Source organism: Butyricicoccus sp. AM78-15b2TA (assembly GCF_027665985.1).
GTDB lineage: Bacteria > Bacillota > Clostridia > Oscillospirales > Butyricicoccaceae > Agathobaculum > Agathobaculum butyriciproducens.
In genome coordinates this window covers 1-14939 of the sequence record NZ_JAQEHY010000025.1, presented here as the reverse complement: position 1 = coordinate 14939, position 14939 = coordinate 1, and the positions used below count along the sequence as shown (strand labels likewise).

Sequence of the window (14939 nt, the reverse complement as noted above, 5' to 3'; positions counted from 1 at the left end):
AGCTCGCCCTGGCGCTGCTCACAGAATACCCATACGCCGGAAAAATCGGCGAGGTTGGTGTTATTAAAATCAGCCATTGTTCTGTTCTCCTTTCAATCAGATAATATGCTTCTTCAGCAGTTCAGCCGCCAGAGTCTCACAGGTAGCCTTGTCAGCGCCCTCGAGCATCTTGCCCTGACCCTTCTGCGGGGGAGTGAAAGACTTGAAGATATTGGTGGGAGAACCCTTCAGACCAATGGTGGTCGGATCGATCAGCGGATCGTCCTTCAGGGTGTTGTAATCATATACGGAAACCGGAGCGGAGTAGCAGTCCATGATGCCGCCGAGGGACATGTAACGGGGCTCGTTCAGCTCCTTGATGCAGGTCAGCAGGCACGGGGTCTGGGTCTCGATGGTCATGTGGCCGTCCTCGAGCATACGCTTAACAACAACCTTGTCGCCATCCTTCTCGATGCCAGCAACGTAGGAAACCTGCGGGATGTCCAGCTTCTCAGCGATCTGAGAGCCAACCTGAGCGGTATCACCGTCGATAGCCTGACGGCCGCAGAATACGATGTCGTCCTTCTCCAGGCCAACCTTCTTAACAGCAGCAGCCAGGATCTGGGAAGTAGCAAAGGTATCGGAACCGCCGAACTCACGAGCGGAAACCAGAACGCCTTCATCAGCGCCGCGAGCGATCAGCTCACGCAGCATGCCCTCTGCCGGGGGAGGACCCATGGTGATAACAACGACCTTGCAGCCGGTAGCGTCCTTCAGCTTCAGAGCAGCCTCTACAGCGTTCAGGTCGTCCGGGTTGGTGATGGTCTGCATGGATGCACGATTCAGGGTGCCATCGGGATTAACAGCAACCTTGCCGGAGGTATCCGGAACCTGCTTTACACAAACAATTGCCTTCATAGTTCAGTTTTCCTCCTTTTCTTAGCGCAGAACCTGACCAGCGATGACCATTCTCTGAACCTGAGAAGTGCCCTCGTAGATCTCGGTGATCTTAGCGTCACGCATCATGCGCTCCATCGGGTACTCACGGATGTAACCGTAGCCGCCGTAAATCTGTACGCACTTGGTGGTAACGTCCATTGCAACCTCAGAAGCGTACAGCTTAGCCATAGCAGCTTCCTTGGTGAACGGCAGACCAACATCGTGGTTGAATGCAGCACGGCGAACCAGCAGACGAGCAGCGTCGATCTGAGTTGCCATGTCAGCTACCATCCACTGCAGGCCCTGGAACTTATCAAGGGTCTTGCCGAACTGTACGCGCTCCTTCATGTACTGGATAGCCTTATCCAGAGCGCCCTGCGCGATACCCAGAGCCTGAGAAGCGATACCGATACGGCCGCCGTCCAGGGTCATCATAGCGATCTTGAAGCCGCCGTTCTCCTTGCCCAGCAGACGGTCTGCCGGCAGATGAACGTCCTCAAAGATCAGCTCAGCGGTCTGAGAACCACGGATGCCCATCTTGTGCTCGATCTTGCCGATAGAGAAGCCCGGGTCGTCCTTGTCAACGATGAACGCAGAAATGCCCTTGTTGCCCTTGGTCTTGTCGGTCATAGCAAATACAACGTAGGTATCTGCACGGCCGCCGCCGGTGATGAACACCTTGGAGCCGTTCATGATGTAGGAGCCGTCCTCCTGCTTAACAGCCATGGTCTGCTGTGCAGCGGAGTCGGTACCTGCGTTCGGCTCGGTCAGGCCGAATGCACCGATCTTTGCGCCTTCCTTCGGCTCGATCAGCGGGCGCAGCCACTTTTCCTTCTGCTCCGGGGTGCCGAAAGCGTAAATCGGCCAAGCACCCAGGGTGCCGTGAGCGGACATAATGCCGCCGGTGGTACCGCATACGCGGCTCATCTCTTCGATAGCGATAGAATAGCAGATATAGTTACCGCCGGAGCCGCCGACTTCCTTCGGGAACTGAATGCCCATCAGGCCGTACTTCATCAGCTTCTGAACGGTTTCCTCCGGATAGCGCTCTTCCGCATCGATCTCAGCTGCGATCGGCTCTACTTCGTTCAGAGCGAACTCGCGGCACATCTTCTGGAACAGTGCTTCTTCTTTTGTAAGCCTAAAATCCATGCCATAAACCTCCCAAAAATAAATAATAGCGGACACGCACAAAAACACAGCGCACACGGTCATTGGCCGCAGCGCCGCGCCCAGCGAGGTCCTTGTTTGGAGCATGTCTATCTCTATTATATCGTTCGGAAACCATTTGTCAAGGATTTAACATTCTTTTTACTGATAAAATCCGCACTCCATTTTTTGTGCGTTTCTGCCAAATGTCGGCAGGAACGAACGCACATTGCACGCAACCCTCATCCTGTTCTGTCGCCGCTTATATTTTTTAGAAAAATAACGATTTTACTTCATATTTTTCACATTTAATACATATAACAGAAGGAAACCATCAATCAGAGGAGGAATCGCCTATGTGTGGTATCGGCGGTTTTGTCGATTATGAACGCGACGCACGCCGCGGCGGACCGATCCTTCACGGAATGAAGCGAACGCTTACGCCGCGCGGGCCGGATGCCGAAGGCACGTATTTTGACGAGGACACAGCGCTTATCCATCGGAGGCTGATCGTCATTGATCCGGAGGGCGGCAAGCAGCCAATGTGCTCTCCCGACAGGAATACTATCCTTATATATAACGGAGAGTTATATAACACGCCGGAATTGCGTACAGAACTTATGTCACGCGGGCACGAGTTTGTCGGACATTCGGACACCGAAGTGCTGCTGCACGCCTATCTCGAGTGGAAAACCGACGCATTTGCGCGGCTGAACGGCATTTTCGCCTTTGCCATCTGGGAGAAACGCGAACGCCGACTGACGCTCTGCCGCGACCGGCTGGGCGTAAAACCGCTGTTTTTCGCTCCCATTCGCAACGGTCTGACCTTCGGTTCGACCATTGACACCGTGCTGTGCCATCCGGAGATCGAGCCTGCGCTCGACGAGGATGGTCTGCGCACTCTGCTGCTGCTCGGGCCTGCGCGCCCGCCGGAATCCGGTGTTTTCCGGCAGATAAAGTCGCTGCTCCCCGGACATTTTGCCGTTTTGACTCCGGAAAACTTCACCGATCACGTTTACTGGCAGCTCGAAGCGCACGAGCACGAGGACGACCTGCAAACCACCATCGAGCGCACGCATGAGCTCATCTGCGATGCCGCCCGCCGTCAGCTGGTCAGCGATGTGCCGCTGGCGTGTTTCCTGTCCGGCGGACTGGATTCGTCCATCCTGTCCATGCTGGCGGCGAAAGATTACGCGGCCCGCGGCGAAACGCTGCACACCTGGTCGGTGGATTATAGGGACAACGATAAATATTTTACAAAGAGTATATTTCAACCTAATAGTGACGATTCGTATATTGATCAAATGGTGGATTTTCTCGGTACGCACCATCATCGCGTTGTGCTCGAACCGGAGGCACTGTGCGCGGCCCTGCTCCCCGCGACGGATGCACGCGCGCTGCCCGGCATGGCGGATGTAGACTCCTCCCTGCTGCTGTTCTGTGCGGCCGTCAAGCGCGGTGGAACCACCGTTTGCCTGTCCGGCGAGTGCGCCGACGAGTTATTCGGCGGCTATCCGTGGTACCACCGTGAGGAAATTCTGTTTGAAGATACGTTTCCGTGGTCACGGTCGGTCGGTCTGCGTCTGGGTCTGCTCACACCGGATGCCGTTAGAAACGGCGAGGAATTTGTGCGCCAGCACTACTGCGACACCTGCGCCCGCGCACCCAGGCTGCCGTCCGATGACAAAAAAGCAGCCCGGATGCGTGAAATGTTCGTGCTCAATCTCGACTGGTTCATGGCGACCCTGCTCGACCGCAAGGACCGCATGAGCATGTACTCCGGTCTTGAGGTTCGCGTGCCCTTCTGCGACCACCGCATTGTCGAGTATGCCTATAACATGCCGTGGGACTTCAAATCGCTCGAGGGACGTGAGAAGGGCATCGTGCGCCGCGCGTTCGCCGATGAACTGCCCAAAGAGATCGTTTACCGCAAGAAAAGTCCGTATCCGAAAACCTTTCATCCGGTTTATACCCGCTTGTGCGCGGACTATGTCCGCCGTATTTTCGAGGATAACACCTCGGTCGCCGCTTCCCTGTTCGACCGGAATGCCGTGCAAAAACTCATGCAGCGGCCGGAAAGCCTTGCCGAACCGTGGTTCGGACAGCTGATGCGTACGCCGCAGATTTTCGCGTATATCATCCAGCTTGACCGGTGGTTCCGGCATTATCATGTCAAAATAGTATAAAAATAATGGAGAATGAAAAACGATACGTTCATCTTCCATTCCCCATTTAAAATGCTCAATTATGCGAAATACTCCGCCAGTGTGTTAATGATAAGCTGATGATCATCCACATGATCCGGATAACCGGAAACGCAAATGGAACCAATGACGCCGGTGCCGCGCAGCCGGATCGGGAAACCGCCGCCTGCGGCGTACTCGTTCGGGTCGAGCTTGCGGTCCGCGAAGGTCTCACCTGCGTCCTCCAGCTCTGCGAAAAACCGCAGCGAGGACGTTTCCATCAGGTCAACCGCGTTGCGCTTGCGCGCGAGCCACAGTTCGCTGTCCGGCTTTGCGCCCTCACCGAAGCAGCGGAACACGACCAAACCGTTCACCGTAATCTCAACCGCAACCGGCTGCTCCTTTGCGTTTTCATGCAGCTTGAGGCCGATTTTCAGCGCATCCTCGCGCGAAAAATGCTCAAACTGAAACTTCTCCTCCTGCTCTGCACACATGGAGATCATCGTTTTGTAATCCTGCATACTGTCCCCGCCTTTCGAGATTTTGCCGCCTTTGCGGCTATTACCTTTAGTATATCTGTTTTTCCACCTGCTGACAAGGAGGTTTTTTCATGGCTGAACTGACCGACGGCACCGCCGAACTGCGTGTACTCGTCACGACCGCATTAGGTGCACTGCCGCTTGAAAACGCCATCGTTTCGGTCTCCACCGCGCCGGATGAGACCGGCATGCGCACGCTGCTTTACTCGGTCACGACCGACTCCGGCGGCATGACACCGTCCATGATACTGACAACGCCGCCGCGCAGCAACTCGCTGAGTCCGGGCAGCGGTCCACCGTTTGCGGTCTACACGGTCGAAATCTCCGCTGAGGGCTACACGCCGCTGACCGCGCTGCACATCGCCATGTTCTCCGGTGTGCCGACCATGCTGCCCGTGGCGCTTACACCGCTCGCGGAAAACCAGAACTTTGCGCAGACCGACCTGACCGCCACCGGTGCGCCGCAGGCACTCGATCCCGAGTTGCCGGAGAATCCGTAAAAGGAGGGATTGCTTTGCCCGAACCCTATGTTTCCATACCGGAAACCATCACGGTACACCTCGGTGCGCCGTCCTCGAATGCGCAGAATATCACCGTACCGTTTGCCGATTACATCAAAAATGTTGCCTCATCCGAGATTTATCCGACCTGGCCCGAGCAGGCCATCCGCGCCAACGTGTACGCACAAATGTCCTATGTGCTCAACCGAGTATTCACCGAATGGTACCGCGCGCAAGGCTACGATTTTGATATCACCAATTCCACGCGGTATGACCAGTCCTTTGTGCCCGGACGGGATATTTTCGAGAATATTTCCACCATTGTAGATGATATGATCGGCACTTACCTCACCCGCGGCGACGCGGTCGAGCCGCTGTTCGCGCAGTACTGCAACGGCACAACCGTCACCTGTCCGGGCGGCCTGAGTCAGTGGGGCACCGTGCCGCTTGCCGAGCAGGGACTATCTGCCGAGCAGATTGTGCAGTCGTTTTACGGCAGCGATGTAAATTTTGTCACCAGAGCACCGCTCTCGCCCAATCTCGGCGGGTCATTTCCCGGTGTAACGCTGCGGCTTGGCGACTTTTCCGAGGATGTCCGCACGATTCAAACGCGCCTTAACCGCATTTCGACCAATTTCCCGAACATTCCGAAAATCTATCCCACAGACGGCGTGTTCAGCGCGGACACCGAACGCGCCGTGCGGGCGTTCCAGCGGCAGTTCAACCTCACCGAGGACGGCCTTGTCGGCCCGGCAACATGGTACCGCATCGCGTTCATTTATAATAATGTCAAGCGCCTGAGCGAGCTCAACAGCGAGGGACTGACCCTCAGTGAGATCTCCCGCCAGTACCCCGAGCGGCTGACCGAGGGCATGAGCGGCCCGGGCGTACAGCTTTTGCAGTATTTGCTTGCCATTGTCGGCGAATTTTACGATGCGCTGCCGCGCTGGCAGGCGGGACAGATCGACGGTATTTTCGGTCCGCAGACCCGCGAAGCCGTGGCTGCGTATCAGCGGCTTGTCGGCCTGCCCATCACCGGTGTGGTGGATCGAGAGACGTGGTATGCCCTGCTTTCCACCTACCAGTCCGTGCTGCTCGCCCAGCCTGAGCAGGAGTGGCTCGAGGAATTTATCGGCCTGCCGGAAACCTTTCTCGTCAAGGGGATGCGCGGCGAAGCCGTGCGGCAGGCGCAGCAGCTCATCAACATCATCGCCCGCGGCTACGCCGAAGTGCCCGCTGTCACGGTAGACGGCATTTTCGGAGACGCGACCGAGTCCTCGGTGTCAGTCATCCAGTCGCTGCTCGGTCTGCCCACCACGGGCGCTATCGGTCCGCTGACCTGGGAAGGCATGGCCGATCTCGCCGAAACCGTGCTGGTCGGCAGCCAGAGTGCCAGAGGACAGTATCCCGGCTATCCCGTTGGAGAGGAGGCAACGTGATTGTACACCGATGCACAAAAACGCAGCCATATTTTCGATTTGCAGACCTTTCTGCGGCGTATTCAGCAGGCTGAGGGCAGTGCTGCACCGCTCGTGCCGGACGGCATCTGGGATGCAAAGACTGCCGCTGCCGTGCGCGAATACCAGCAGCAGAACTGCCTTCCGGTGACGGGCATCGCCGACCAGCGCACATGGAACGCCATCTACGCTACATATGCCGCGCTTATCGCCGCCGATGCACTTCCCATGCAGACGGCGTTCTTCCCGCCGGAGAGCGATGCCGTGCTGAAGCCGGGCGCGAAAAGTCCCACGGTGTATGTGCTCCAGCTCATGCTGGGCGAAACTGCGCCGCATTATAACCGGATTGCCGCCGTGCCGCTCACCGGCGAGTACGATGCGGATACACAGTCCGCTGTCAGACATGCACAGAAAATTTTTCAGCTGCCCGAGACCGGCATTACCGATCGAGCCACATGGCAGGCGCTGACAGGGCTGCACAATGCTTTGTTCCAGCGGACACCGCTCGGTTGGCAAATCAATGGAGAATTGCGATTGGAAAATGAAAAATGAACATAAAAAGACCCCGAAACCAGGTTTCGGGGTCTTTCTATTCGCCTTATTCGCTGAGCAGCATACGGTCGCTCTCGATATTGAACTTCTCGAGCAGATCGCGGACGGTAAGGTTCTTCTTCTCCTCACCGCGGATATCAACGACAACGCGACCGGCATCCATCATAATCAGACGGTTGCCGTACTGGATGGCGTTCTTCATGTTATGCGTTACCATCAATGTGGTGAGGTTGTCGCGTGCAACGATCTCTTCGGTGATCTGCAGCACCTTATCTGCGGTTTTCGGATCGAGCGCTGCGGTATGCTCATCGAGCAGCAGCAGATCCGGCTTGCGCAGGGTGGCCATCAGCAGGGTCAGTGCCTGACGCTGACCCCCGGACAGCAGACCGACCTTACTGGTCATGCGGTTCTCCAGTCCCAGACCGAGCGTTGCCAGCTTTTCACGATACAGCTCGCGTTCCTCGTTCGTGATACCGGAGCCGAGGCCGCGCTTCTGACCGCGGCGGTATGCCAGCGCCAGATTCTCCTCGATACCCATGGTAGCGGCAGTACCCATCATCGGGTCCTGAAATACGCGGCCGAGGAAACGCGCGCGCTTATGCTCGGGCAGATTGGTCAGGTCGTAGCCGTTCAGATGAATCATGCCCGCATCCACCGGATACACGCCTGCGATCAGGTTCAGCGTGGTGGACTTGCCGGCGCCGTTGCCGCCGATGATGGTGACAAAATCACCGTCCTCCAGGGTCAGGTTCAGGTTGTCAATGGCACGCTTTTCGTTTACCGTGCCCGCGTTGAAGGTCTTGTAAATCCCTTTGAGCTGCAGCATGTTACTTGGCCTCCTTCGCATCAGTCTTTGCGGCACTCTTGGCTGCACCGCGGAAATACTTGCCCTTCCAGTACGGAACAGCAAGGAAGATTGCAACGACGAAAGCCGAGATCAGCTTCAGGTCGTTGGTGTTCAGGCCGAGATTGAGGACCACCTGAATAACCAGATAGTACACAACCGCACCGAGCGATACGCCGAGCAGGCGCAGCGCAAAGTTGCGGAAAATACGGCTGAACAGCACCTCACCGATGATGACAGCGGCAAGACCGATAACGATAGCGCCACGGCCCGCGTTGACATCCGCGAAGCCCTGATACTGGCAGTACAGCGCACTTGCCAGCGCGACAAGGCCGTTGGACAGCATCAGGCCGAGCACCTTGACAAAATCCACGTTGATGCCCTGCGCGCGGCTCATATTCGGGTTTGCCCCGGTCGCACGGATGGAGCAGCCGAGCGCCGTACCGAAGAACCAGTACAGCAGTGCGATAACCACAATCGTAAAGACAGCCGCAACGAAAATCGGATTTTCGATAGTCAGCTTCTTGACGTTGCGCAGCGATACAAGCAGCTTGTAGTTGTCCGGATTGATCGCTACATTTGCTTTTTTGTCCATAATGCGCAGGTTAATGGAGAACAGCGCCAGCTGTGTCAAAATACCGGCCAGAATCGCCGGAATACCCATACAGGTATGCAGAATACCGGTAATAAGTCCGGCCAGCATGCCGGCAAGGAAAGCGCACAGCATTGCCACCCATACATTCGCGCCGTGCGTCATCATAACGATGCACACCGCACCGCCGGTCGCCATCGTACCATCGACGGTCAGGTCGGCCAGATCGAGCACCTTAAAGGTGATGAATACGCCGATCGCCATCAGTCCCCAGATCAAACCCTGCGCCACTGCACCGGGAAGTGCGGAAAGCAGGCCCGAGAAAAAGCTCACTTAAATTCCCCCAAACAATAATGTTATCTGATAAAGCGTAAAAACGCTATCTCCATTATAGCAAATTTCCGGGTTATTGCAATGATAACTTGCCGTTTTCGCGGATTATTTTGTTCCCTACCGTTTTTCTATGCTATTTTTAGCAGAAAAAGGAGATGCGAAAGCACCTCCTTTTTCTGCCTATTATTTTCTTATCACATCTGATGATCGAGCGTTACAACCGGATTATAGCGCGAGTCGATCGCTTTCAGGCTGTCATAGATCTTCATCAGCAGGTCGCGTTTGGCATCCTCATCATAGGAAAACGGCACAACAACGTCGAAAATCAGGTTGATCTGGCGTTTGCCGTCCACTACGCGGAAGTCGTGCATGGTAAGCTGTCCGTCGATCTCACGGAGCACGCCGTCGGTCTGCTCACGCAGCGCGTTGACATACGCATTATTGATATCGATCGGATCCATGTGAATGACCAGATACACACCGGTCTGCTGCCAGACACGCTTTTCGGCCTCGTCGATTTCCTCGTGCACAGCCACAAAGTCCGAGTCGCTCGGCACTTCGGCATGCAGCGACGCAATCGAACGTCCTGCACCGTAGTTGTGGATGATCATATCGTGTACGCCGACAATAGGGTCGGACTCCATTACAATCCGCCGAATATTGCGGGCAACCTCCGGATCGGCGGCTTCGCCGAGCAGCGGCGCAACCGTATCCTTCGCAATGCCGATGCCCGACCAGAGGATAAACGCGGCAACGGCAACGCCCACATAGCCGTCCACCGGCAGCGTGGTAAACCGGCCGGCTACCATGCCGAGTACGACAACAGCCGTGGTAATAACATCATTACGGCTGTCCTGACCGGCAGCCATCAGCACCGGAGAGTCGATTCTGCGGCCGATATTGACGTTAAACGCGCCCATCCACAGCTTAACCAGCATGGATACGGCAAGAATTCCCATCAGCACCGCCGAGAACGCTACGGCAGCCGGATGCAGAATGCGGTCGAGCGAGGTTTTGAAAAACTCGAAGCCGACCAGAATGATGATGAACGAGACGATCAGTCCCGCGATGTACTCGGTACGTCCGTAGCCGAACGGATGCTTCGCATCCGGCTCCTTGCCGGAAACCTTGAAGCCGACAATGGAAATCAAGCAGGACAGACCGTCCGACAGGTTGTTGAATGCGTCCGCCGCGATGGAAATCGACCCTGTAAGCAGACCAATGATCAGCTTGAGTGCAAACAGGAACAGGTTGCATGCCAGTCCGACCGCGCCGGACAGCACGCCGAATTTTTCACGCACCTGCGAATCGCCGGTGTTTTCCGCATCGCGGATGAAAATATGGATAAGTGCGTTTGTCATAGCAGTCCCTTCATATACAGAATGTTATAAATACCAACAATAATCACTCCCTGTAGAACCATAATTGCCGGTATGCCGAGCATGAAAATATGGTGCAGGGTCTTGTGACGGACGATGAGCATGGTGGCGTACACGCCCGGCCCGCCGCCAATCAGCGCCCAGAAAAACAGCGTGCGCTCGGGCACACGCCTCCAGCCGCGAGCCGCGGCGAGCTTATCGTAAATACAGACAATCGCGCCGATGACGCTGACTGCAATAAAATAGTACAGCACATACTGCACGGTCGCTGCACCTCCTTTCGGATTTCCTACAATTTTACCACAGGCATTGCCGTATTGCAAAGAAATCAGGTCAAAAATAGCCGTGACTAACAGAAAAGTAGCGGTGTCTAACACAAAAGACGCCTTTTCAGGCGCCTTTTGTCTTTTACCGTCTTTTCTGTTGCAATCGCAATGACAAATGAAAATGCACTCACATTTCATTTTCCATTATCAATTTTTTCGGGTTGCCGCTGTCGAACGGCTCATCAAAGTGATAGTGCATCAGCCAGCCTGCGTCAAACTGCGCGGCATACTGTCCGGCGAGCGAGGCGGCACGAATACGCGCCAGACCGAACAGCTCCGGAACGGAATCCGTGCGGGTTTCGTCCGGTTTCCACAGGTTATGCCACGGCTGATGAGCCAGATTGAGCGCATCCCACGCCGGACGCTCGAGCTTCATGTGACCGGTGAGCAGGGCGCCTCGACCAAGCAAGGCTTCCGCCTTTTTCGCTCCGCGATAGACGGCGCGGCTCTCCGAATAGAGAAAACTCTCCCACGAGGTCATTTCCACGAATGAACGACGCAGATCATGCGTGGAAACGTCCGCCCCGTACACGGTTTTGAGCGTTGCGTGCAGCACAACCGACAGCACCGCCTGCTCGACCGGCGAAAGCCGGTAGCGTTCCTCCGGATCGAACTCAGTGATGGGGCGATGGCATGCGCGTTCGTAGATCAGATAGTCAATGTCACTTTCAATGCGGCTGTGCACCGCCGATGCGGACAGCTTCGGATTTTCAGCACAGAACCGCACCTGTTGGCAGTAAACATAGGGATGAATCTCGCTGTCGAGCGCATAATGGCACACGAAGCCGTAGAAATACGCCGCTGCGATCTCCTGCGCGTCACCGCTCAGGTCGCGCACCGCACGCGAGAGCGCCGCAAACAGCTCGTCCGTTTTCTCCGAGTGCATGCGGTTGCCCAGCTTGTGCAGCGGACTGCCGAGCAGGATTTTCCGGTAAAACAGCGGGTCCGGTCCCTGACAGCCCCAGAAAAAGCACGCCGGACGGCATGCCGCTGCCCGCTGCGCCGGTGCGGGAAACACCGTCAGTGCCTGCCTGCCGAATAGATGATGCGATACAAAATCCGCCATACTGTTTTCCTCCTCGCTGTGCTTTTCTTTAGATGATTACAGTATACCACGAAATCCGACTTTCTGCAAAGCATGGAAAACGCGCCTGCCGATAACCGACAGGCGCGTTTTTCAACGGATTTGTTTACTTTTCTGCTATATGGCGGCCGAACGAGGTCGAATTCATCGCCTTCTGCAGTGCCGGCAGAAGCGCCATTGCAACAACTACCGCGATAATGATATTCGGAGGCGAGGTCATCAGCTTCGGAATATTGGCCACAAAAGCCGGAACCAGCGCACTGCCGCCGATCATCAGCTCAATAATGCCCTTGAGCATGTACAGCAGCGACGAGAACACCGCACCTGCAAGGCACGCCACGAGGTTGCGCGCAAATTTCTTTGCGGCAGCAGCACCGGCGTAAGCGATCACGCCGCACAGCCATGCCATCAGGAAGAAACGCAGGAAGGTGATCCACGCCTCCGGTGCGTACTCCGGCGTCATCAGGTCGAAGATCATCGAGCCGATACCGGCTGCAAGACCGCCGCGAACCGGTCCGAGCAGCAGGCCGCACAGCAGCACGAACGCGTTTGCGAGCTTGATCATGGTGGTGCCTGTCGGCGTCGGAATGCGGATGGACAGGAACATGGTAACAACGAATACCACTGCCGCCATCAGACCGATCATCACGATGTCGTACAGCGAAAACGCTTTTTTCTTGGATTCCATCATAAATCCCCCTGATCTGATATGTTTTATTTATCATACCGCGAATATGGTCTGTCGAAAATGGTCAGTTCGCATTTATTTTACAGGGTCAGATGGATAATCCCGGAACGGCTGGGCAAACTACGCGTACAGAAAGGGGAACCTTGCATGAAACTGGATAAACAAACCTATCAACAGCTGCTCGAACGCAAAAGCCCGAATTCGCCGCTGTGGCGCGACTGCCTGCTGGCGTTTCTCATCGGCGGTGCGATCTGCACGGCCGGCGAGGGTGTGCGGCAGCTGTGGCTCTCCCGCGGACTGGATACCGAAGACACAGCCGCCGCAACCGCCATTACGATGGTGTTTCTCGGTGCCCTGCTCACCTGCCTGCATTTGTACGAAAAGCTTGCAAAATATGCGGGAGCAGGCACGATTGTACCGATCACCGGCTTTGCAAACGCCATTGTTTCTCCAGCGATGGAGTTCAAAAGCGAGGGACTGATCCTCGGTCTGGGTGCAAAGCTGTTCGTTATCGCGGGACCGGTGCTGGTGTACGGCATTTCGGCAAGCGTCATCTACGGTCTCATTCTGTTTTTGACAGGAGGCGGTTCGGTATGATAAAGCGCATCGGCAAGCGCACGCTTGCGCTCGAAAACCGGCCGTATCTGCTCGGACACGCGGCGGCAGTCGGCAAAAAAGAGGGCGAAGGCCCGCTCGGTGAGCGGTTTGACTATGTGGCGAAGAATGACCGGATGGGACAGCGCTCGTGGGAGCTGGCGGAGAGCGAGCTGCAAAAGACCGCCATCCGGCTTGCGCTGCGCAAAGCCACCCTGCCCGAGCGTTCGCTCGACCTGATCCTTGCAGGCGACCTGCTCAACCAGTGCATCGGCTCGTTTTTAGCGTCCATGCACGCGAATGTGCCCTATCTCGGGCAGTACGGTGCATGCTCGACTATGGCACAGGGTCTTGCGCTCGGCGGCTGTCTGGTCGAGAGCGGCGCGGCAGACCGCCTGCTTGCGGCAGCTTCCTCGCATTTCTGCTCGGCGGAGCGGCAGTACCGTTTTCCGCTGGCCTACGGCGGGCAGCGCACACCAACCGCACAATGGACGACTACTGCGGCAGGCGCGGCTATTCTCGGCAGTGCGCCGGTGCCGAACGGCGCGGAGCCGTGCGATGTGCGCGTGACGCATGTTCTGTTCGGCAAAATGGTCGAAATGGGCGTCAAGGACGCGGCCAACATGGGTGCGGCGATGGCGCCCGAAGATGTGAATTTAGACCCATACATTTTTCGGCGCGCTGAGCGCTGTGTTTTGCATAAAACCTGCTGTTATCAGAACCATTCACTGGTATTCCCGTCCGAACGAACAAAAACAGACAATCCCCCTGATACCGGGCCGGCATCAAGGGGGATTTTATCTGCGCAAATGCTTTTCTTATCCAAACACCGCAGAGGCGAGCGGATAGACCACAACAAGACAGGCCGTAAGAGACAGCACAAGGAACACGAGGTTCGCCTTGAGCACACCGCGGACCGTCACATGCCCCGGTCCGAAGATGAGCGGTGCCGGCGTGCACGCGGACGGCGTCAGAGATGCCATAGATGCTGCGACACCGATGACAGCGGCGAATGCTCCAGATGCATGTTGGAACCGGAGAGCAGCGCCAGACCGATATTGAAGAACAGCACCATTGTCACCACATTAGAGAAGAAATTTGTCATGATGAGTGCCGCAACCGTGAGCAGTTCGAGCAGCACCGGACTTTGTATTGAGCAGCACTCTCGTCCGTCCCTATACGGCCTGCTATATGATTTCTGTTCGTCGGTTTTGGAGTTTTCCGTCAGTTTTTGGCTGGTAGCCGGCTTCCTTGTCGCTGCCATATCGAACGCACTGCAAAAACCAGGTTGCGGCTTAATGCACAACCTGGTTTTCCTCATATCAAGCAAAAATTACTTGTTCTTATTCTTAATGTACTCGTCCATCGCAGCCGCAGCGCGCTTGCCTGCGCCCATTGCGAGGATAACGGTAGCCGCACCGGTAACAGCGTCACCGCCGGCGAATACGCCGTCCTTGGAGGTGATGCCGTGCTCGTCGTCAGCAACAATGCAGCCCTTGCGGTTGGTGTCCAGACCCGGAGTCGTGTGACGGATCAGCGGGTTCGGGCTGGTGCCAATCGCCGCGATAACGCAGTCCAGATCGAGCACAAACTCGCTGCCCTCAACCGGAATCGGACGGCGGCGGCCGGATGCGTCAGGCTCGCCCAGCTCCATCTGCTGGCACTTGAGGCCGGTGACGTTGAAGTTCTCGTCAGACAGCACCTCGAGCGGAGCGGTCAGGAACTTGAACACAACGCCCTCTTCCTTCGCGTGGTGAATCTCCTCGAGACGAGCCGGAAGCTCCTTCTCGGAACGGCGGTA

Annotated in this window: 15 protein-coding genes and 1 pseudogene; 6 read left to right on the top strand and 10 right to left on the bottom strand. The window is 56.3% G+C overall.

The window, feature by feature from the left end; translation table 11 throughout:
• Positions 1-96: 96 nt before the first annotated feature.
• Positions 97-897, bottom strand: coding sequence for an acryloyl-CoA reductase electron transfer subunit gamma (gene acrB, locus PGS25_RS14540; protein ID WP_118361149.1), 801 nt, complete (start codon positions 895-897; stop codon positions 97-99).
• Between the two features lie 21 nt (positions 898-918).
• The gene (locus tag PGS25_RS14535) at positions 919-2070 is read right to left on the bottom strand and encodes an acyl-CoA dehydrogenase (protein ID WP_110435953.1); all 1152 of its coding nucleotides are present in this window, start codon (positions 2068-2070) and stop codon (positions 919-921) included.
• A gap of 353 nt (positions 2071-2423) precedes the next feature.
• Between PGS25_RS14535 and asnB the strand changes: the two genes are divergently transcribed.
• Positions 2424-4253: an asparagine synthase (glutamine-hydrolyzing) gene (gene asnB, locus PGS25_RS14530; protein ID WP_270419232.1), complete on the top strand. Its 1830-nt coding sequence runs from the start codon at positions 2424-2426 to the stop codon at positions 4251-4253.
• A gap of 59 nt (positions 4254-4312) precedes the next feature.
• On the opposite strand, the gene PGS25_RS14525 is transcribed toward asnB, so the two are convergent.
• Positions 4313-4771, bottom strand: a complete 459-nt coding sequence (locus PGS25_RS14525) for a heme-degrading domain-containing protein (protein ID WP_118481351.1) — start codon at positions 4769-4771, stop codon at positions 4313-4315.
• Positions 4772-4860: 89 nt separating this feature from the next.
• On the opposite strand from PGS25_RS14525, the gene PGS25_RS14520 reads away from it, so the two are divergent.
• From PGS25_RS14520 to PGS25_RS14510, 3 genes are read left to right on the top strand one after another with little or no spacing between them, the layout of a single operon-like run.
• Positions 4861-5289, top strand: coding sequence for a hypothetical protein (locus PGS25_RS14520; protein ID WP_270419230.1), 429 nt, complete (start codon positions 4861-4863; stop codon positions 5287-5289).
• Positions 5290-5303: 14 nt separating this feature from the next.
• Complete coding sequence (locus PGS25_RS14515; protein ID WP_270419229.1) at positions 5304-6728, top strand: peptidoglycan-binding protein; 1425 nt, start codon at positions 5304-5306, stop codon at positions 6726-6728.
• A complete protein-coding gene (locus PGS25_RS14510) occupies positions 6729-7298 on the top strand; it encodes a peptidoglycan-binding domain-containing protein (RefSeq protein WP_119190212.1) in 570 nt (189 codons plus the stop codon).
• A gap of 46 nt (positions 7299-7344) precedes the next feature.
• Here PGS25_RS14510 and PGS25_RS14505 read toward each other — a convergent pair whose 3' ends face one another.
• The 6 genes from PGS25_RS14505 to PGS25_RS14480 all read right to left on the bottom strand — a co-directional run bounded on the left by PGS25_RS14505 (position 7345) and on the right by PGS25_RS14480 (position 12544).
• Positions 7345-8124, bottom strand: a complete 780-nt coding sequence (locus PGS25_RS14505) for an ABC transporter ATP-binding protein (RefSeq protein ID WP_110435947.1) — start codon at positions 8122-8124, stop codon at positions 7345-7347.
• A 1-nt stretch (position 8125) separates the two neighbouring features.
• Positions 8126-9067 (bottom strand): ABC transporter permease, encoded by a 942-nt coding sequence (locus PGS25_RS14500; RefSeq protein ID WP_118481349.1) that lies wholly within the window; start codon positions 9065-9067, stop codon positions 8126-8128.
• A 194-nt stretch (positions 9068-9261) separates the two neighbouring features.
• On the bottom strand, positions 9262-10428 hold the full coding sequence (locus PGS25_RS14495; protein ID WP_270419228.1) for a cation diffusion facilitator family transporter: 1167 nt from the start codon (positions 10426-10428) through the stop codon (positions 9262-9264).
• Positions 10425-10709 (bottom strand): DUF1294 domain-containing protein, encoded by a 285-nt coding sequence (locus PGS25_RS14490; protein ID WP_270419227.1) that lies wholly within the window; start codon positions 10707-10709, stop codon positions 10425-10427. The genes PGS25_RS14495 and PGS25_RS14490 overlap by 4 nt, the downstream gene beginning before the upstream one ends.
• A gap of 190 nt (positions 10710-10899) precedes the next feature.
• Positions 10900-11838, bottom strand: a complete 939-nt coding sequence (locus tag PGS25_RS14485; RefSeq protein ID WP_270419226.1) for a zinc dependent phospholipase C family protein — start codon at positions 11836-11838, stop codon at positions 10900-10902.
• Positions 11839-11962: 124 nt separating this feature from the next.
• Positions 11963-12544: an ECF transporter S component gene (locus PGS25_RS14480; RefSeq protein ID WP_270419225.1), complete on the bottom strand. Its 582-nt coding sequence runs from the start codon at positions 12542-12544 to the stop codon at positions 11963-11965.
• Positions 12545-12691: 147 nt separating this feature from the next.
• Between PGS25_RS14480 and spoVAC the strand changes: the two genes are divergently transcribed.
• Together spoVAC and PGS25_RS14470 are read left to right on the top strand one after the other, a co-directional pair.
• Positions 12692-13141: a stage V sporulation protein AC gene (gene spoVAC, locus PGS25_RS14475; RefSeq protein WP_117489141.1), complete on the top strand. Its 450-nt coding sequence runs from the start codon at positions 12692-12694 to the stop codon at positions 13139-13141.
• Positions 13138-13779 (top strand): annotated as a pseudogene (locus PGS25_RS14470) (stage V sporulation protein AD); the annotation flags it as partial. The gene spoVAC and the pseudogene PGS25_RS14470, both read left to right, overlap by 4 nt.
• A gap of 692 nt (positions 13780-14471) precedes the next feature.
• Here PGS25_RS14470 and PGS25_RS14465 read toward each other — a convergent pair.
• Positions 14472-14939 (bottom strand): FAD-dependent oxidoreductase (locus PGS25_RS14465; RefSeq protein WP_270419224.1); only part of this gene is annotated, 468 nt, incomplete at its 5' end.